The organism is Treponema primitia ZAS-2, from assembly GCF_000214375.1.
In the GTDB taxonomy this organism is placed as follows: Bacteria; Spirochaetota; Spirochaetia; order Treponematales; family Breznakiellaceae; genus Termitinema; species Termitinema primitia.
The window spans coordinates 3,533,485-3,549,797 of record NC_015578.1 but is presented as its reverse complement, the minus strand read 5'-3'; the positions used below and the strand labels follow the sequence as shown (position 1 = coordinate 3,549,797).

Sequence of the window (16,313 nt, the reverse complement as noted above, 5' to 3'; positions counted from 1 at the left end):
TTCAACAGGCTCTTAGAGGTTTTCTTTCCTGAACCCTGCGCTAAACCGTTCCAGAAGTTTATCAATCTGATTTTTTGTGCTGATGCTGAAACTCTTTAGGACTTCCGGATCGAGCTGCTCAAAGGTGATGTTGCCTTTTTCATAATCACAGAACATATTGGCCAGGTAGACGGTTTCCACCATGGTACGGTACTTCTCAGGAGCCGCGGAGGGGTTATGGTGGTAACGGACAACTGCGACCAGGGCTTCGGGGAAATTCCACTTTTCGGCGATCAAGGCGCCTATGTCGGAGTGGTTCATTCCTGCGGAGAGGTCCTCCATGGTGGAAGCGGGGAGGTCTTTTTCGCTGCAAAATTCCCGGATGCGATCCATCAAATCCGGGTGGACCGTGGCAAAGACGATCTTGCCCATGTCGTGGAGTATGCCCCCCACATAGACATCGTCCAGGATGGCCGGATCCTTGTGGAAATTTTTGACCAGGTTAAAGGCGTAGAAGGCGGTTCTATAGGAGTGTTCCCAGAGGGCCTTCTTTTCGGCGGAATCCTCCCCCAGGATTTTCTGGGTTCCATAGGAATAAAGGAGATTTTTGATGCCCCGTATGCCCACCATTTTTACCGCTTCGGCAATGCCATCTACCTTTTTGGTGAGCATGTACTGGGCGGAATTGACGATTTTCAGGAGATCCGCCGTCAGGGACGGATCCATAGAAATTTTTCGGGCTATATCGGTCATTTCCGCTTTTGGGTCCGTGATGAGTTTTTGTACCAGGAGTATATTTTCCGGAAACTGGGGCAGGGAATTGACGTTTTCCACAATTGTAGAGGACAGGGCAGCCAAGTTTTCTACCCGGACCTTGTCCATGGGGATGAGAATTCGGGCTACGGTCTCTTTTTCGTTGCTGAGTATATCAAAACATTCTTCGTTGAGGCCGATTTTTTTGAGCATCAGGACCAGGATCACCAGGCCCAGTCCGGCCCCTTCGGAATCATCCAGGACTTGCCCTATGGCATCTTCCAAGCTGTCGAACTGCTGGGACCGGGCCAGTTTATCCTGGATACGGATCAACTCAGTTTTGGTGATGGCCACATTATTCCGTACTTCAATATTGATACTATTGCTCTTAATCTGGAGGATCAGTTTGATATACAGGCCTTTTTCTTTTTGGAGCTGGAGGAAATGGGCAATGTTAGTAATGGTATCCTCTTTAAAGGAAACCATTCCATCCTTGTAGTCCTTGGGGTTGGACAGGTCGAGGCCCCGTTCCATAAAATAAACCCGCTTGGTATTGGCCTTTTTTGCGTTTCCTGCCAGTTCCTGGACGCAGTATACGATATAATCTTTAAGGTCTTCCTTATCAACCTGCCGGAGGAAGACGGCTATGACCTGCTCAATGTACGCCTCCATTTCATGGGGAAGCGTGTAGGTGGTTATGGTCAAGGGTATGCCGGATTGGACGGCTTTTTTTACCTTTGATTCATCAATGGTTAATACCTGTTCCGCCATAGTTTTATCCTCTTCCTTGAGCTAACACCCAAAATATTATTTTATAGCTAATATCTCATTCACGCAAGAACCTTTTAAGGCCTATTCATAAATATTTCATCCCCTGTAAACTCGGGGTATGTGGGAACTGAGAACCCTTGAATTGTTAATAGCTTTTTTCCTCTTTTTGCCTCTGATCCGGCCCTTTGTTAAGAATTTGTGGGGACTGGATGGGCTGTCCCTACTCCCCCTGCTTGCCCTGGGAATCTTTATTGGCCTTTTCCCTGCCTATGGGATACGGCCGGAATGTCTGCCCCTGGGTTTATACGTGATTTTTCTGAATTGGGTACATCTGTCTGCCCTTAGTTCGGTATTTCAGCGGATGCGAAACGATGATTTCCGGGACCGGGGGCCGGTGGCTTCGGGGATTTACCTGGGGGTGCTCATCGCGGTTACTGCGCTGGCGGTTTATTTTGCCCCTTCCCTGGACATGGACCTTGAAGAGTCCGGGGTAAGTACTTCTGTAATCCATGACCAGGTGCGGAATGTCAATCTATACTTGCGGGTCTACGCTCCATCCCCGGATCAGGGTCGGGAAACCCCGGGCGCCCCAGGGCTCTCCGGCCAGGCTCTACGGAAGGGGCCTCTGCTGCTGCTTGTCCCCCCGGCGGCGGGTTCCGTTTTAGTGGTGGACCGGCTCTGCGAGGATCTTTCCCGCCGGGGTTTTACGGTGCTGAGCTATTCCCGCCAAGGGGTGGACGCCCCGGCGGTCCGCGAAACCGGGGCTAAGCAGCTTCTGTCCCCGGTTCGGAGTATACGGCTGTTTCAGGCCATATTTCAGGGAACCCGGCGGGCAGCGGCAAACAATCTGGGCCGCGCCATTGAGGAAGAGCGGATGCGGGACCTGGAATTTCTGATTGCTTCCATCAGAAACCGGGGCGATTCGGACCCCCCCCTGCCTGTTAGCGCCGATCGCAGCTGTATATTCATCGCCGCTTACGGCGCCGGCGGGGCAGCCCTGACTACCATGGCCTCCGTCCCGGGTTTCGCTGGGAAAAACCCCGCCATCCGGGGCATCATCTCCCTGGAAGGTCCTATCCTGTCGGCTCTAGGCCATGAGCCATTGAAAACCCCGGGGCTGTCCAGGACGGAGGCAGGATTTCTTCGCTTCCTTTTGGCGGATATCGGAGCCCGGCTCTCCAACCTGCGCCCCCGGAAAATCGCCGGCTTTGATGCACTTCCATCCCCGGAAATTCCGGCCTTCTTCATCCTCTCCGACCGGGCGCTGTATTCCCGGTACCGGGAAAGGCGGTATATGAGCGTGCTGGAATGTTTCCGCAAGGGTAATAACCCGGCAGCCTTGGCGAGGGTTCCCGGAGCCGGTCCCTTGGACTATTCGGATGTACCGAAAAAATATCCCCTCCTGAGCCTGCTCTTTCCCGGAGATCTGAAGCCTATCTGGTCCCAGGAAGAGTATATCCCCGGAACTGCGTCCCTGATCACCAACTTCGCCGCGGCCATTCTTCAGGATGACTCTCTCCGGCGGACTCCCCTGGAGGAGAGCATTTATATTGATATCAATAGGGCTTGGTATTTGGCCCCCAGGGAGTATATACTAGGCTTATGACGACCCGGATTTTGGACGCCTACTTTCGACGCATCCTGGATATTGGTGGGTTTGCTCCGGTGGATTCTTCCCTGAACGGCTTGCAGGTGGATAATGACGGGGCGGAGATCCGCAAAATCGCCTTTGCGGTGGATGCCACCCTGGAAAGTTTCCAGCGGGCCGCCGATGCCGGGGCGGGCTTGCTTTTTGTGCACCACGGGCTGTTCTGGGGAAAGCCATTGGGTGTTGAAGGGGTTCACCGGGGGCGTATCAAATTCCTCCTGGACCATAACCTGGCCCTCTACGGGGTACACCTGCCCCTGGACCAACACCCAGCACTGGGAAACAATGCGGCCCTGGCGGCGCTTCTGGGTATTGAAACGCCGGAACCCTTTGGGGAATACCACGGCCGGAAGATAGGGTACAAGGGGAAGCTGGCGAAGTCCCTGACCATTGAAGAAGCGGTTAAGCGGATCAGCTTTAAGGATCGGCCCCCCCTGGGGGTGTATCCTTTTGGAAAAAAAGAGAACCAGAGCTGCGCGGTTATTTCCGGGGGCGCTGCCCATGAGGCACTTCAGGCCATTGACGAGGAGGTGGATCTCTATGTTACCGGGGAAGCTGCCCACGAGATATACCACCAGGCTCTGGAAGGGCGGCTGAATATGATTGCCGGAGGGCACTATTCCACCGAAGTGTGGGGAGTCCGCCGAGTTATGGAAAACTGCGCTGCAGAATTGAACATCGAAGTTGAATTTATTGATGCCCCCACTGGGTTATAATGGAGAAGAACATGAAAATTGCGGATAAACATAAATTGCTGCCCTTTCTGCTGACCGGTTTGGTTATCCTTTCGGATCAGTTGGTAAAGGGATTTATCGTAAAAGGCTGGCCCATCCGGAACCCGGGGGGCGGGGAATTTATCAAGGATGTGTTCAGCAATGACTTCCTCTGGATCATCCATGTGCGGAACAAGGCTATTGCCTTCAGCCTGGGAGAAAGCCTTCCGGATTTCTTGAAACCCGCCTTGTTTGTTGTTCTGCCCCTGGTGGTTTTGGTCTTTCTGGTTTGTTATTACCTTAAATCCGATGATATTACCGGGATGCAGCGCTGGGCCTTGGCGGGGATACTTGGGGGCGGTTTCGGCAACATCATTGACCGCATTTTCCGGCCTGCGGGGGTGGTGGATTTTATCAGCGTTAAATTCTACGGTTTCCTGGGGATGGACCGGTGGCCCACCTTCAACATTGCCGATTCTAGCGTAGTTGTTTGCGGGATTCTGCTTTTCCTTTCGGTTGTTATACCCCCCAGGCAGGGTAAAGAGGTGACCCATGAACAGAAAAACTAACACCCTCCTGTTCATTCTGGGCGCCACGGCGGTAAATATTGTGATAACCCTGCTCTGTTTTTTTATCTATTACCTTCCCTACTCGTGGTTTCTGGCGCCCCGGCTGCCTCCCGGTTCCATCATCCTCAGTCTGGCTGTTATTTTTATTGTGGCCCTGGCAACTTCGTTTATTGTCTATCAGGTACTGTTGAAGCTGTTTATGAAAAAGGTGGATGTGAAGAAGTACTTTGATTCCCTGGTGGGATCAAAAAAATAGTATCCGGCGCCCTTGTTACAGGTCAGATTTTGCGCGGTTCAGATCTTTCTGGTACAGATCCTGGTAGGTGTAACTGCGGTCCTTAAGCTTATCCTTGAGGGTTTGTGGGAAGGGCATATATCGCCAGAAGATGCCCCGGACTTCCTTATCCAGTTTCTGGGTCCCCTCAGCTTCCTTGGTCATCCATAGAATATAGTCATTGATAAAAAATTCCTTCACGTCCCCTCTGTATTTTCTAGCCGCGAACCACTGATAGTAATTGCCCGTGAGTCCTTCTTCCATCCAGTAGAAGGAGGCTTTTTCTTTGGCGACCTGCCAGCGCAGATCCCCTACTGCGGTGAGGAGCGCCAGGGGCAGGCTCTTGGAGAACATGGGGACCGCGATCCGGCCCCGGCTGGTGGCCCGGTTATACCGGTCAAAGGGTTCCCAGCAGAACCCGGTATCTCCATAACTGGGGATAAGTATGACAAAGGGGACTATGCGGTTCAGCTTATTTTTGTAAGACCGGCAAAAAGCCTGGGGATCAATACCTTCCAACCAGGCAAGCTGGGTTATGATATTTTCCCGGGAAGCCACATCCTGGGGCATACAGTGGAAGTATTCCTTGGTCAGTATGGGGAACTGGTTCCCCTGGCGGCCTATGGTCATTTTGGCCATCTGCCGGATCGTACCGAATTCGGTATCCACTGCCTGGCTATCCACCCCGGCGGCTCCTTCTGCGGCGACCTTGTCGTTCAAGGTTTCAACATCCTCCAGGGCTCCCTTATATTCCCGGAGAAACACATCCAGTTCCCGGTCCGCCTTGACCAGTTGTTTCAGCAGTTCCTGGATTTCATAGAAGGTCCTTTTCTGAGAATCGCTATACAGGGAGTGGACGTCCGGCAGATCGTCCATGGGGAAGTGTTCGGTGATCTGGCCGGCCTTTTCCTGAAAAGTTTTTTCCAGGGTCATCCGCTCCTCGTCCTTAGCCTTGAGGAGGCTCCGGGCTCCATCCCGCTTACCCTCCGCCTTATCCAGGAGCTGCCGCATTTTGGCCGAGGCATTGGTATTGGTGACCTTCACCTCATCGGTGGTAGAAGGCCGGATCACCCCGGTCCCCACGGCCTTGAGCCATTCATCCAGGTAGTACACTGGTTCGGTATAGTCGTTGGTCACCACGAACTTGGAAAAAAGGTCCTTTTCCTCGGTTCCCAGAAAGCCCGGGTGCAAAATTCCGAAGCGGAGCAGGTATTTTTTAGGGTCCAAAAGCTTCCCGGGCGCCTTTTTCCCCACTCCAAGCAAAAAATCCCAATAAACGGTGATCATTTGTTGCCGAAAGACCCCTTTGTCCTTAGGATCCTTGGCATTGATGTACTTTTGGAGGAGGGTATGGAGCCGCTGGGCTATATCCCCTTCATTGGAGAGGGCTAATTTATAGTAATTAGGGTCATTAAAAGCCGTATGGGGGGTATCGGCGAACTTTTTTGTTATTTCCGGGAAGCCGGTGGAGCTAAGATCGACCTCAGGTTCCCCAATTTCCCCATCCATATCCTGAAACCCCAAAGTATCCTCAAGCCCATCAGATCCGGTACCATCACCAAAAAGGCTGGAAAAATCGGGAGGAGGTGGAGTTTTATTGCCGGCAGGTGAAGGACCCGCTGTGCCCAATAAAGCAGCCAGCTCCGGGTCCATTTCCCCCTGAAACATATTATTATCGCTCATAAGCTAAACTTCTAATAACGAAGGATCTCCCTTGTTTATATCGGCTTTTTTTACAGCTGTCAACGTAAAATTATATCATAAGGGCAGCGGTTTTTCTTGAAGATTAAGTGAAGAATAGGGGTTTTCTAGCAATCCGCGAATACCGCTTGACACAATGAGCCAGATCAGGGTAAATTCTAAAAACTCTTCTGGGGGTGTAGCTCAGTTGGCTAGAGCGCCTGAATGGCATTCACGAGGTCAGGGGTTCAATTCCCCTCACCTCCAGAACTTTTTTTTAACTTAAAACAATCATTATTACCTGAAAAAGTTCTTAAAAACCTCAACCCGTAGGGGAATTGAACCCCTGACCAGCCCTCCCAAAGGCCTAAGCGAATGCGTAAGGCCGACGGAGGGTCCCCCGGACCGAAAGCCCCTCACCTCCAGAACTTTTTTTTAACTTAAAACAATCATTATTACCTGAAAAAGTTCTTAAAAACCTCACTCCGTAGGGGAATTGAACCCCTGACCGGCCCCTCATAAGGCCCAAGCGAATGCGTAGGGCCGTTGGGGGATGCTACGGATCACCGGCCGAAGGCAATTCCCCTCACCTCCAGAACTTTTCTTTATAATACCACCTTACTCAATATTCTAACGGCTATTGAATGTACCGGAAAGAAACGTGTATACGGACCGGCATAATTGTGCATGAAAGCTGGTTTTTGTTAGGCTGTTGCTTTTTGTTTCAAGGAAAGATGGAAACCCAAAGTGTTCAAAACTTTCATGACCGTACTGAATGATGGATTCCCGTCAGGGGATAGGGAACGATATAAGCTTTCTCTGGAAAGGTTTAGATCATTGGCGATCTGCGTCATACCCTTAGACCGTGCAATATCGCCAAGGGTCGATAAAAGAAGCTCCATATCGTTTTCCTCAAGGGCTGCCTCAAGATAAGCGATTACTTCCTCTTTGGAGTTGATATGATCCGCCATGTCCCAATCAGTTACTTCCATCTTCCAATTCCTTTACAATTTTCTTTGCATTTATAATATCCTCTGTTTGGGTGGATTTATTACCTCCACAGAGCAATACCACAATTTCATTCCCTATATCTTTGTAATAAATCCGATACCCAGGCCCATAGTCGATACGTATTTCAGAAATCCCTTCGCCAACTGGTTTAACATCTCCTGGATTACCCAAAGCAAGTTGTTTAATCCGCATATCAATACGACTTCGAGCTTTTAAGTCACCCAAATTGGAAAACCATAGTCTATAAGTCCGTGTGTGCCGAACCTTGTTCATATTGAATCGTAGCTTATAAAATACAAATTGTCAAGGGGTTTTATGCTCTATCTACCCCTGCTCATAGGCCTGGGCATCGGCAAACTGAGCCTTGCCTCTCCAAAGATAGGGTTGATTAAAGGGGCAATAAGAAAGCTTGATTCAGCTACTTGTAAAAAACTTGCCCAAAAGGCACTTTCCTGTAAAAGCGCCGGGGAAGTTCATTCGCTTTTATAAAAGGGCTGCGGCCGTCCCCTCGGGGGCCGACAAAAAAAGCCGCCCCATCCGGAGCGGCCCTTTTAATCCCGGTATGGGATACTACTTCTTAAGGTTGTAGAACGCCTTCTTCCCGGCATATTCGGAAATGCCCTCAAGCTGTTCCTCGATGCGGATAAGCTGGTTGTACTTGGCCACCCGGTCGGTGCGGCTCATGGAACCGGTTTTGATCTGCCCGGTTTCCAGGCCTACCACCAGGTCGGCGATGAAGGTGTCTTCGGTTTCACCGGAGCGGTGGGAGATGATGGCGGTATAGCCCGCCCGTTTGGCCATTTCAACCGCTTCGTAGGTTTCAGTAACCGTACCGATCTGGTTGACCTTGATCAGAATGGAGTTACAAGCCCCAAGGCCGATGCCTTTCTCAAGCCGCTTGGTATTGGTAACAAAGAAGTCGTCACCGACGATCTGTATTTTGGAACCCAGGGATTTGGTGAGTTTTACATAGCCGTCCCAGTCATCCTGGTCCAGGGGATCTTCAATGGAGATAATGGGGTACTTGTTTACCCAGCCGGTGAAGATTTCTATCATCTCGTCGGCGGAAAAGAGTTTGCTCGGGTTGGATTTCCAGAACTTGTAGCCCTTTTTGTCACCTTCGCCGAAAAGTTCCGAGCTGGCGCAGTCCATGGCAATGCCGAATTGCTGGCCGTCAGCCTTGTACCCGGCTTTCTCAATAGCTTTGACAATGAATTGCAGGGCTTCCTCATTACCGATGTCCGGGGCAAAGCCGCCTTCATCCCCTACGGCGGTGTTTTTTCCTGCATCGCTGAGGAGTTTTTTCAGGTTGTGGAACACTTCGGCGGTCCAGCGGATCGCTTCCCTGACCGATTCGGCGCCTATGGGCATGACCATGAACTCCTGGAAGTCAATCTTGTTGTCCGAGTGCTTGCCACCGTTGATGATGTTGGCCATGGGGACCGGTAGCAGGTTGGAGTGGAAGGTTCCCAGGTACTTAAAGAGGGGAACCCCAAGGTGTTCCGCAGCGGCCCGGGCAGTTGCCATGGAAACCCCCAGAATGGCGTTGGCCCCGAGTTTGCTCTTATTTTCCGTGCCGTCCAGCTCGATCATGGTCCGGTCAATATCAACCTGTTCCAGGGCATCGTAGCCCTGGATTTCCGGGGCGATGATATCATTTACATTGGCCACCGCCTGCTGGACACCTTTGCCCAGGTACCGGTCTTTTTCACCGTCCCGCAGTTCCACCGCCTCGTAATCCCCGGTGGAAGCCCCGGATGGAACCGCTGCCCGGCCAAGGGAGCCGTCTTCCAGGATGACATCCACTTCTACCGTGGGGTTTCCCCGGGAATCGAGGATTTCACGGGCCTGTACATATTCAATAATGCTCATATAGATTTTTCTCCTTAATAAATTGGTCTTCTATAGGTATTGTCCGGCTTTATGGGCTCAAGGTCAATAGGCGGGGATTCGGAATTTAAGCACGCCCCTAAACGGTGACTGTCACCGTTTCAGGCAGTGAACTAATGCATTTTTCAGCCTATTGCCATACAGGGTGCAGGGGAAAGTCCGGCCGTTGGCCCGTGGGCCCCCAGTGTGGTATACTTTTGTCAGGAGCGCGGAGATGGAATCACAATATCAACATGATCCGGAATTAAGCTTTGAAAAGGTCTGGGCTATGTTTCAGGAATCGGACCAGAAATTTCAGGAGGCCCGAGAGGAATCAGACCGGAAATTTCAGGAAACCAGAGAGGCAATGGCCCGGGAGATTAAGGAATCCCAGAAGGCGACCCAAAAAATTGTCGGCGATCTGGGGCGGAAATTCGGCAGTGTGGTTGAACACATGTTCATCTCCAACCTGCACGCAAAATTTCACCAATTCGGCTATACCTTTGAAAAATCTTCGACCAATTTGTTTATTCAGGGACGTACCCATCAAATTTTTACCGAAGTTGATGTCCTCCTGGAAAACGGGGACTGTGCGATGGCGGTGGAAATTAAGACCCAGCCTAATAATAACGATATTTTCGACCATGTGGAGCGGATGGAAAAATTACGCCAATGGGCGGACCTGCATGGGGATAAGCGGAAACTCTACGGCGGTATTGCGGGGGCCATATTTCTTGATAATGTACGAGATTACGCGCTTAAACAGGGGCTCTATGTAATTGAACAATCCGGCGATACGGTTACGGTCATTGGGCCTGAGGAAACCAGGGTTAGGGCTTGGTGATGGGAGCGTTCCTCTGACGAGGACACTACGCACATTCAGCACCAGTCCTACAGGCTGAGCCGGCGGAGTTCCAGCCGGGCGCTTAGGTTGTCCGGGTCCAGGTCCTGAACATATTCCAGAACCCGGCGGCTTTCCTGATCCCTGCCCATCACATGGAGGCAATGGGCGATTTTAAGCTGAACCCGGGCGGCGTCCCGGGGGTCCTTGACCATGGAAGCGGCGGTTTCATAGTAGTCCAGGGCTGGGGCAACCGAGCGGCGGCTTTCCATGATGATCCCCAAATTGGCGGGGATCTGCCAGATGCCGCCGCCTTGCTGCTGTTCCTGCAAGAGCTCCGCCGCTTCGTCAAGCCGGCCTTCCCGGATAAGGCGAAGGGTGTCGTGCAGGGCAAGCCAGGGGCCGTCCATGCCGTTCAGCCGGGCTTGGCGCAGGAGCAGGGCGGTTTCCGAGTACTGGCGCTGCCGGTCAAAATACCAGGCTCCCCATTGGTAGAGACCTTCTTCATCGGGATGGCGGCCCAGGAGCAGCCAGGTTTCCGCCGTTACCCGCCGGATCTCCCAGCTATCCAGTCTGCGGCGCAGCAGTTCCAAATCCAGCAGGGGTTCTTTCTGGGCATCCAGTTCGGTGAGCAGGTTTTCCGCTCGATAAGCGTCAAAGAGGCGGCTGTACCCGATAACCCCGTAAATATGCCCCGGGGCTTCGGAAAACAATCCGTGGAAATAGGCGGCCTGTTTCTGTTCATCCTTACTCACCCTTGCCAGGTTGTAGAGGCTGCGAATTTTTAGAGACGTTTCCACACCGGGGGCTTGAGATCCGGCAGCTTCCCCGGTAACTAAAACCGGGGGGGAAACCAGGGCAGCCCAGATTTCTGCGGCGCCATCCTTGAAACCTGCGAGCCAGAGGGAATCAGCCAGGCGGCCCATGGAAGAGGTGTCTGAAAACCGGGAAAAGAGTTCCGCCGCCCGCATGGGGTTGTCCATATCGTAGAAAAATTCCGCCCCAAAACGGAGGGACTGGTCCCCGGCGTCTGGGGATTGGAGCAAGGAGACGACCTGGGAAAGGGCCCCCTCCTTGTCGCCCCGGAGGAGCCGGTACAGGGTGCCGTTGATGAGGAAGCTTTCCCGTTCAGTATCTGTGGTTGAGGCTGCCCCGGCGGCGAGGAGTTCGGCGCCCCGGGACAGGGCGGTTTCGGGATCCGAGAGGGCGCCCAGGAGCACCTGGATGTCCAGGGCCAGGGTGATGAAACGGCTTTCCGATAAAAGACCGGCATACTGCTCCAGCTTGTTTCGCCTATTTTCAGAAAGCCCATCAGGCAAATCCGAAATCAGGGACTCCGCGGCTATGGCTGCCAGGGGTTCCGAAAAGGGGAAGGCTTCGGCGGCCCGGGCGGCGGCTTCCCGGTAGGCGGCGCGGAAATGGTCACGGTTTTCTCCGGCGCTTAAGCGAACCAGGATTCTACGGCGTTTCAGGATGGAAAGCCGGGATTCAACGCCGATAGCCTTCTTTTCCAGCCGATCCAGAAGGGCATTAAACCGGGCCGGATCGGGATTCGCGGTTTCCCCAACGTAGAAAACACTGAGCTGGGCGTCGATTTTTTTCAGTTCCCCGGAAAAACTTCCTCCGGCGGCATCAGGACGGTGAACATAAAAGGTCAGGAACAGTATGGTTCCCAGAACCACCAGGGCAAGGGCCAAGCCCAGAAAGCAAAGTAGCTGAAGTCTGAAACGCTGAGAATCCGGCAGATGTTTCCCCGGTGGGGGAATAACAATGGCCCGCTTCATTTAGGAATTTGCCTGTCCTGCAAAGTTTGCTGTTTCTGATTCTCCGACTCCTGTAGGGTTCGGCGTATGCTATCCAGGACACCGTTTATAAAACGGTAAGAATCGTCGGTGCCGAATTCCTTTGATATGCCGATGGCTTCATCAATGACAATCGAGGGGGAAACATCTCCCTGAAACATGAGGGTATAGGAACTCATCCTGAGTATAGCCAGGTCCACCCGGTTTAACCGGGAAAAGTCCCAGTTTTTAAGGTGGGAGCGGATCATGGCGTCCACTGCGGCGATATTTTCTATGGTTCCCTGAATGAGGAGCCGTGAAAATTCGGCGGTACCCCCATCCAGGGTAGCCAGCTTTTCCGTTTCCAGCCAGGAAAAATTTAGCAACCCTTCAGGGATGAAGGGGCCGGAACCGGCTGCGGGGGACTTTCCTACAACCCCTTCAGCGGCTTCCCAGGAGTAAAGTGCCTGAAACGCCAGGATCCGTCCTTTTCTGCGTGATGCCATACGCTACCAGAGGAGAAATTGTTCATGAATCTCCACGGCGCCCTCCTTGCGGAGGTTTTCAGCTAAGGTATTGGTTACCACGGCGGCGCCTTCGGTCAGGGTTTGCTGGAGCATCTGGGACTTAATCATATCCCGGACCGTGGCGGCATTGCCCCAGCGGTAGATATCCTCCAGGCCAAGGTTGGCTTGCCGGTATTTTCTGGTCACCTTGATGATAAAGAATCCCTGCTGGCCTTCAATGACCCCGGAAACGGCGTTTTCCTCCAGGGGCAGGGCCTTATCGATAAAATTCAGCCCAAAGACCTGTTGAACCCGGGGGTCCTCGGTGGAAAGCTGAATGTACCGGGCTGAACCGGAGTTATTTGAGGTTTCGGCAATGGCGGATTCCTCGTTGAACACCGCGGAGCTGCTCCCGATTTTCTTGGCCAATTCATCAGCCCGGGCTCGGGACCTGGTTCGCGCCTCTGCACCGGTGCCGAAGGGGACGCGTATATAGTCAAAGGAAATCGTGTCGGGCCGGACAAATCGGGCTTTGTTCCGGTTGTACATGGTCTGGATCTGCTCCTCCGTGGGTTCCCCCCCGGCTATGCCTATGAGGTAGTTCTGGACCGTCAACTGCCGGCGGATCTGCCCCCGCAGGGCCGTGATGTCCATGCCCTGGCGTTTGATAAAGTCATTAAATTCTTCGTCTGTGGGCACCCGCCCCGCCTGGGAGGCCATCTCGTCCTTGAATTGCTGGATCTGTTCCTCTATTTCCCGGTCGGTAATGGAGTTTCCGGATTTCGCCTTTTCCGCCTCCTGGACTATATACTGTTCTATATACTTTTGCCTGATGAGGTCCTCGTGGAGATAGGTCTGGAAGGAGGAGAGATTCAACCCATACTGCTTTTCAATGCCCTCGGCAAATTCTTGGTCCGTTACCGGCCGGCCGGCGCTGGCCCGGATCATCTGGATCCGCTGTTCAAGCTCGGAATTAGGTGAACTGATCCCCTCCCGTTCCGCTGCCTGGAGGACCAGGCGTTCGCTGATCATGGCGTCCAGGACCATGCGCCGTAGTTCCAGGTTACTCACCCCAGGAGGTACTTCTTGCAGCTTGGAACGCCGCTCCACTTCCAGCCTGAGCTGTTTGACAAAAACGTACTCGTTCCTGGTCAGGTTTATCCTGGCCACGGTCTGTAAATCCAGCTGATCCGGCGTCAAACCGGAAGCGTTCTGGGCATCGCCCCCCGCCGATAATGGGGTCCCCTCAGGGAGGGGAGTCTGCACGGGCTCCGAATTTCCTTTACAGGACTGAAGGGTAATTCCAATGCCACCTATTAGGGCAAGGAAAAAAACAATTTTTCTGCAAATTTTCATATCCATCTTTTAAGTATACCCCTTTTTGAATCCCCCGGCTATTCTATTCCGGCGGAAATTCGGACGCTCCTATTCAAGTACCGCCCGGATGCGCCGCACCCCGGCGGAGGAAGATTGTTCCTTCTGTATCCTGAATTTCCCCATGGTGCCGGTATGCTCCACATGGGGGCCCCCGCATACTTCCGTGGAAAAATCACCGATGCTGTAGACCTTGACCTGGGATTCGTACTTTTCCCCGAAAAGTGCCATGGCGCCTAAAGCCTTGGCATCATCCAGGTTCATAACTTTCATGGTAACCTGCAGGTCCCGCTGGATCTGCTCATTCACAATGTCCTGCACCTTCTGTACTTCCTCGGGGCTCATTGGGGAGCCGTGGGAAAAGTCGAAGCGCATACGCTCGGCGGTGATGTTGGACCCCTTCTGGGCCACATGATCCCCTAAAATCATGCGCAGAGCCTTGTGGAGCAGGTGGGTGGCGGTGTGGTATTTGGTGGAAATTTCCCCCTGATCTACCAGCCCTCCCTTGAAGATCTGCTCGCTCCCGGCCCGGGAAAGCTCCTGGTGCTTCTTGAAGGCCTCGTCAAATTCCTCCCGGTTCACCTTGAGGCCCTGCTCCTGGGCAAGCTCGTCGGTCAGCTCAATAGGGAAGCCGTAGGTATCGTAGAGTTTGAAGGCCATACGGCCGGACATGATCTTCCGGGGATCCTTGATGAGGTTGGGGAGGAGTTTTTCAAATTCATGCTCCCCCTTCTGGAGGGTTTCCAGGAATTTCTCTTCCTCGCTATCGAGCTCCGTCTTTATATACTTCCAGTTTTCCTCAAGCTCCGGGTAGGGCCCCTTGAACTTTTCCACCACCACCGCGGCAATGGGGGAAAGAATCTGCCGATCCTCAATGCCCAGCTTGTGCCCGTGCCGCACCGCCCGGCGTATGAGACGGCGCAGCACATAGCCAGCACCCACATTGGAGGGGCTCACCGCCTTGGGGTCCCCCAGGATGAAGGTGGCGGTCCGGACATGGTCGCAGATGATACGTACCGACTTGTCTTTTTCAGGGTCGCTGCCATAGGTATAGCCTGAAACCTTCTCAACCGCAGCGATAATGGGGGCAAAGATCTCCGTATCGTAGACCGACTTTTTGCCGTTTAGGATGGTGACGGTCCGTTCAATGCCCATGCCGGTATCCACGCACTTCCGGGCCAGGGGCTCATAGCTCCCGTCGGCGGCCTTATTGTACTGCATGAACACGTCGTTCCAGATTTCCAGCCACTTCCCGCAGGAACAGCCCGGGCCGCATTTCGGGCCGCAGGGCTCCTTCCCGATGTCGTAGAACATCTCCGAATCCGGGCCGCAGGGGCCGGTGGTTCCTGCAGGGCCCCACCAGTTGTCCGCCCGGGGCAGGTAGGAGATGCGGCTTTCAGGAATCCCCAGGGCTTTCCAGATCGCGGCGGATTCATCGTCCCGGGGCACTGTATCGTCCCCTTCAAACACCGTAACCCCCAGCTTTTCCACGGGTATGCCCAGCCATTCCGCTGAGGTGAGGAATTCAAAGCTCATCCTGATGGCCCCGTCCTTGAAATAGTCCCCCAGTGACCAGTTTCCCAGCATCTCAAAAAAGGTCAGGTGGCTGGGGTCCCCCACGGAATCGATGTCCCCGGTGCGAATACACTTCTGGTAATCCACTAAACGGTTCCCCGCCGGGTGGGGCTCCCCCAGGAGGTAGGGCACCAGGGGGTGCATACCCGCAGTGGTAAAAAGCACCGTGGGGTCATTGTCGGGAAGCAGGGATTTGCCCTGAATCTGGGCATGGGCCTTTGACTTGAAAAACTCTACATATTTGGACCTAAGTTCCTGGGCGTTCATAAGCTGCTCCGTTTGCTGGTAATGGAAATATCGGTATCTTACAACATATACGGGATAATTAAAAGATATTGCCGGGGCAATAGGGGGGCAATTTCCTAGGCACTGAGACCGCTTACAAGCTACTCTGGCTTTTCTTTGCTAGGTTTTTTGCAGGCCCTCTTGCAATTTTGCCTTAATCTGTTCCGGGGTATACCGCTCCAAAAGGTCAAGAAAATATTTCCGGTCCTGTTCTCTGGTTTCTTCCCGGCCTTCATTCCGGCCTATAACCAGGGCCTCTTCCCTATCCTGGCGGCGTTCTTCCAGTATTGAGTTCACCAATCGGTCAAAAAGCATCTGATCCTCCTTGCCGGTAATGTGCCGGGTTATCTCCCGTAATTCGTCCCTGGGGACTTCCAGGCGGTCTAATAGGACCGTTACGACATCCTGTAATAGTTTACGCAGGTTTTCCGGGATTTTCAATGCCCAGCGCTCTATGTAATCCCGGGGTAATTTGCTCAGAGCAGAGAGGCCGTTGTGGGTTTCCAGGGTATCAACCAGCATGATGAAGGAGAGGACGTCGTTAAACCGGAGGATGTCCTCCTGGGTGTAGCGGTTCAGCTCTACCAGCTCGTACTCGAACTTGGGGATGTATTTGTGGAAGGGGCTGTTCAGGGCGGTGCGGTTCAGAAAGTTTTTTTCCGCGGTCCAGGGCGCCGGGCCATC

The 16,313-nt window shown here is 53.2% G+C and carries 15 protein-coding genes, 1 tRNA gene and 1 pseudogene; 6 read left to right on the top strand and 11 right to left on the bottom strand.

Annotated elements, in window-relative coordinates; genetic code table 11:
- Nucleotides 1-12: 12 nt before the first annotated feature.
- The gene (locus tag TREPR_RS15400; RefSeq protein ID WP_015709274.1) at nucleotides 13-1,503 is read right to left on the bottom strand and encodes an HDOD domain-containing protein; all 1,491 of its coding nucleotides are present in this window, start codon (nucleotides 1,501-1,503) and stop codon (nucleotides 13-15) included.
- A 118-nt stretch (nucleotides 1,504-1,621) separates the two neighbouring features.
- Between TREPR_RS15400 and TREPR_RS15395 the strand changes: the two genes are divergently transcribed.
- The 4 genes from TREPR_RS15395 to TREPR_RS15380 are packed head-to-tail and all read left to right on the top strand — an operon-like array spanning nucleotide 1,622 to nucleotide 4,689.
- The gene (locus TREPR_RS15395; protein ID WP_041611246.1) at nucleotides 1,622-3,109 is read left to right on the top strand and encodes a hypothetical protein; all 1,488 of its coding nucleotides are present in this window, start codon (nucleotides 1,622-1,624) and stop codon (nucleotides 3,107-3,109) included.
- Nucleotides 3,106-3,867, top strand: a complete 762-nt coding sequence (locus TREPR_RS15390; RefSeq protein WP_015709272.1) for a Nif3-like dinuclear metal center hexameric protein — start codon at nucleotides 3,106-3,108, stop codon at nucleotides 3,865-3,867. The genes TREPR_RS15395 and TREPR_RS15390 overlap by 4 nt, the downstream gene beginning before the upstream one ends.
- Before the next feature lie 11 nt (nucleotides 3,868-3,878).
- Entirely contained in the window at nucleotides 3,879-4,433 is a 555-nt protein-coding gene (gene lspA / locus TREPR_RS15385) for a signal peptidase II (protein WP_015709271.1), read from the top strand.
- A complete protein-coding gene (locus TREPR_RS15380; protein WP_015709270.1) occupies nucleotides 4,417-4,689 on the top strand; it encodes a hypothetical protein in 273 nt (90 codons plus the stop codon). The genes lspA and TREPR_RS15380 overlap by 17 nt, the downstream gene beginning before the upstream one ends.
- A 15-nt stretch (nucleotides 4,690-4,704) precedes the next feature.
- Here TREPR_RS15380 and TREPR_RS15375 read toward each other — a convergent pair whose 3' ends face one another.
- Nucleotides 4,705-6,375, bottom strand: coding sequence for a hypothetical protein (locus TREPR_RS15375; RefSeq protein WP_015709269.1), 1,671 nt, complete (start codon nucleotides 6,373-6,375; stop codon nucleotides 4,705-4,707).
- 205 nt (nucleotides 6,376-6,580) lie between these two features.
- Here TREPR_RS15375 and TREPR_RS15370 point away from each other — a divergent pair.
- A tRNA-Ala gene (locus TREPR_RS15370) sits at nucleotides 6,581-6,654 on the top strand.
- A 437-nt stretch (nucleotides 6,655-7,091) separates the two neighbouring features.
- On the opposite strand, the gene TREPR_RS15365 is transcribed toward TREPR_RS15370, so the two are convergent.
- From TREPR_RS15365 to eno, 3 genes are all read right to left on the bottom strand, one after another.
- Nucleotides 7,092-7,379, bottom strand: a complete 288-nt coding sequence (locus TREPR_RS15365) for an addiction module antidote protein (RefSeq protein WP_015709268.1) — start codon at nucleotides 7,377-7,379, stop codon at nucleotides 7,092-7,094.
- Nucleotides 7,366-7,671: a type II toxin-antitoxin system RelE/ParE family toxin gene (locus TREPR_RS15360; protein ID WP_015709267.1), complete on the bottom strand. Its 306-nt coding sequence runs from the start codon at nucleotides 7,669-7,671 to the stop codon at nucleotides 7,366-7,368. The genes TREPR_RS15365 and TREPR_RS15360 overlap by 14 nt, the downstream gene beginning before the upstream one ends.
- Nucleotides 7,672-7,968: 297 nt before the next feature.
- The gene (gene eno / locus TREPR_RS15355; RefSeq protein WP_015709265.1) at nucleotides 7,969-9,270 is read right to left on the bottom strand and encodes a phosphopyruvate hydratase; all 1,302 of its coding nucleotides are present in this window, start codon (nucleotides 9,268-9,270) and stop codon (nucleotides 7,969-7,971) included.
- 232 nt (nucleotides 9,271-9,502) lie between these two features.
- Between eno and TREPR_RS15350 the strand changes: the two genes are divergently transcribed.
- A complete protein-coding gene (locus tag TREPR_RS15350; protein ID WP_015709264.1) occupies nucleotides 9,503-10,111 on the top strand; it encodes an ATP-binding protein in 609 nt (202 codons plus the stop codon).
- A gap of 47 nt (nucleotides 10,112-10,158) precedes the next feature.
- Here TREPR_RS15350 and TREPR_RS15345 read toward each other — a convergent pair whose 3' ends face one another.
- From TREPR_RS15345 to TREPR_RS19045, 6 genes and pseudogenes are all read right to left on the bottom strand, one after another.
- Nucleotides 10,159-11,892 (bottom strand): tetratricopeptide repeat protein, encoded by a 1,734-nt coding sequence (locus TREPR_RS15345; RefSeq protein WP_015709263.1) that lies wholly within the window; start codon nucleotides 11,890-11,892, stop codon nucleotides 10,159-10,161.
- Nucleotides 11,889-12,395: a transcription antitermination factor NusB gene (gene nusB, locus TREPR_RS15340; RefSeq protein ID WP_015709262.1), complete on the bottom strand. Its 507-nt coding sequence runs from the start codon at nucleotides 12,393-12,395 to the stop codon at nucleotides 11,889-11,891. The genes TREPR_RS15345 and nusB overlap by 4 nt, the downstream gene beginning before the upstream one ends.
- A gap of 3 nt (nucleotides 12,396-12,398) precedes the next feature.
- Nucleotides 12,399-13,757, bottom strand: a complete 1,359-nt coding sequence (locus TREPR_RS15335; protein ID WP_015709261.1) for a peptidyl-prolyl cis-trans isomerase — start codon at nucleotides 13,755-13,757, stop codon at nucleotides 12,399-12,401.
- A 63-nt stretch (nucleotides 13,758-13,820) separates the two neighbouring features.
- Nucleotides 13,821-15,611, bottom strand: coding sequence for an alanine--tRNA ligase (locus TREPR_RS15330; protein ID WP_015709260.1), 1,791 nt, complete (start codon nucleotides 15,609-15,611; stop codon nucleotides 13,821-13,823).
- A gap of 138 nt (nucleotides 15,612-15,749) precedes the next feature.
- Nucleotides 15,750-16,151 carry a hypothetical protein gene (locus tag TREPR_RS15325; RefSeq protein ID WP_015709259.1) on the bottom strand — a complete coding sequence of 134 codons (402 nt, stop codon included), beginning with the start codon at nucleotides 16,149-16,151 and terminating at the stop codon, nucleotides 15,750-15,752.
- Between the two features lie 27 nt (nucleotides 16,152-16,178).
- A pseudogene (locus TREPR_RS19045) lies at nucleotides 16,179-16,277 on the bottom strand (Rpn family recombination-promoting nuclease/putative transposase); the annotation flags it as partial.
- Nucleotides 16,278-16,313: the final 36 nt, after the last annotated feature.

Bases quoted from the DNA above. Each gene is read 5' to 3' on its own strand.
- TREPR_RS15400 (WP_015709274.1), bottom strand. From the start codon at position 1,503: ATGGCGGAACAGGTATTAACCATTGATGAATCAAAGGTAAAAAAAGCC.
- TREPR_RS15395 (WP_041611246.1), top strand. From the start codon at position 1,622: ATGTGGGAACTGAGAACCCTTGAATTGTTAATAGCTTTTTTCCTCTTT.
- TREPR_RS15390 (WP_015709272.1), top strand. From the start codon at position 3,106: ATGACGACCCGGATTTTGGACGCCTACTTTCGACGCATCCTGGATATT.
- lspA (WP_015709271.1), top strand. From the start codon at position 3,879: ATGAAAATTGCGGATAAACATAAATTGCTGCCCTTTCTGCTGACCGGT.
- TREPR_RS15380 (WP_015709270.1), top strand. From the start codon at position 4,417: ATGAACAGAAAAACTAACACCCTCCTGTTCATTCTGGGCGCCACGGCG.
- TREPR_RS15375 (WP_015709269.1), bottom strand. From the start codon at position 6,375: ATGTTTCAGGGGGAAATGGACCCGGAGCTGGCTGCTTTATTGGGCACA.
- TREPR_RS15365 (WP_015709268.1), bottom strand. From the start codon at position 7,379: ATGGAAGTAACTGATTGGGACATGGCGGATCATATCAACTCCAAAGAG.
- TREPR_RS15360 (WP_015709267.1), bottom strand. From the start codon at position 7,671: ATGAACAAGGTTCGGCACACACGGACTTATAGACTATGGTTTTCCAAT.
- eno (WP_015709265.1), bottom strand. From the start codon at position 9,270: ATGAGCATTATTGAATATGTACAGGCCCGTGAAATCCTCGATTCCCGG.
- TREPR_RS15350 (WP_015709264.1), top strand. From the start codon at position 9,503: ATGGAATCACAATATCAACATGATCCGGAATTAAGCTTTGAAAAGGTC.
- TREPR_RS15345 (WP_015709263.1), bottom strand. From the start codon at position 11,892: ATGAAGCGGGCCATTGTTATTCCCCCACCGGGGAAACATCTGCCGGAT.
- nusB (WP_015709262.1), bottom strand. From the start codon at position 12,395: ATGGCATCACGCAGAAAAGGACGGATCCTGGCGTTTCAGGCACTTTAC.
- TREPR_RS15335 (WP_015709261.1), bottom strand. From the start codon at position 13,757: ATGGATATGAAAATTTGCAGAAAAATTGTTTTTTTCCTTGCCCTAATA.
- TREPR_RS15330 (WP_015709260.1), bottom strand. From the start codon at position 15,611: ATGAACGCCCAGGAACTTAGGTCCAAATATGTAGAGTTTTTCAAGTCA.
- TREPR_RS15325 (WP_015709259.1), bottom strand. From the start codon at position 16,151: ATGCTGGTTGATACCCTGGAAACCCACAACGGCCTCTCTGCTCTGAGC.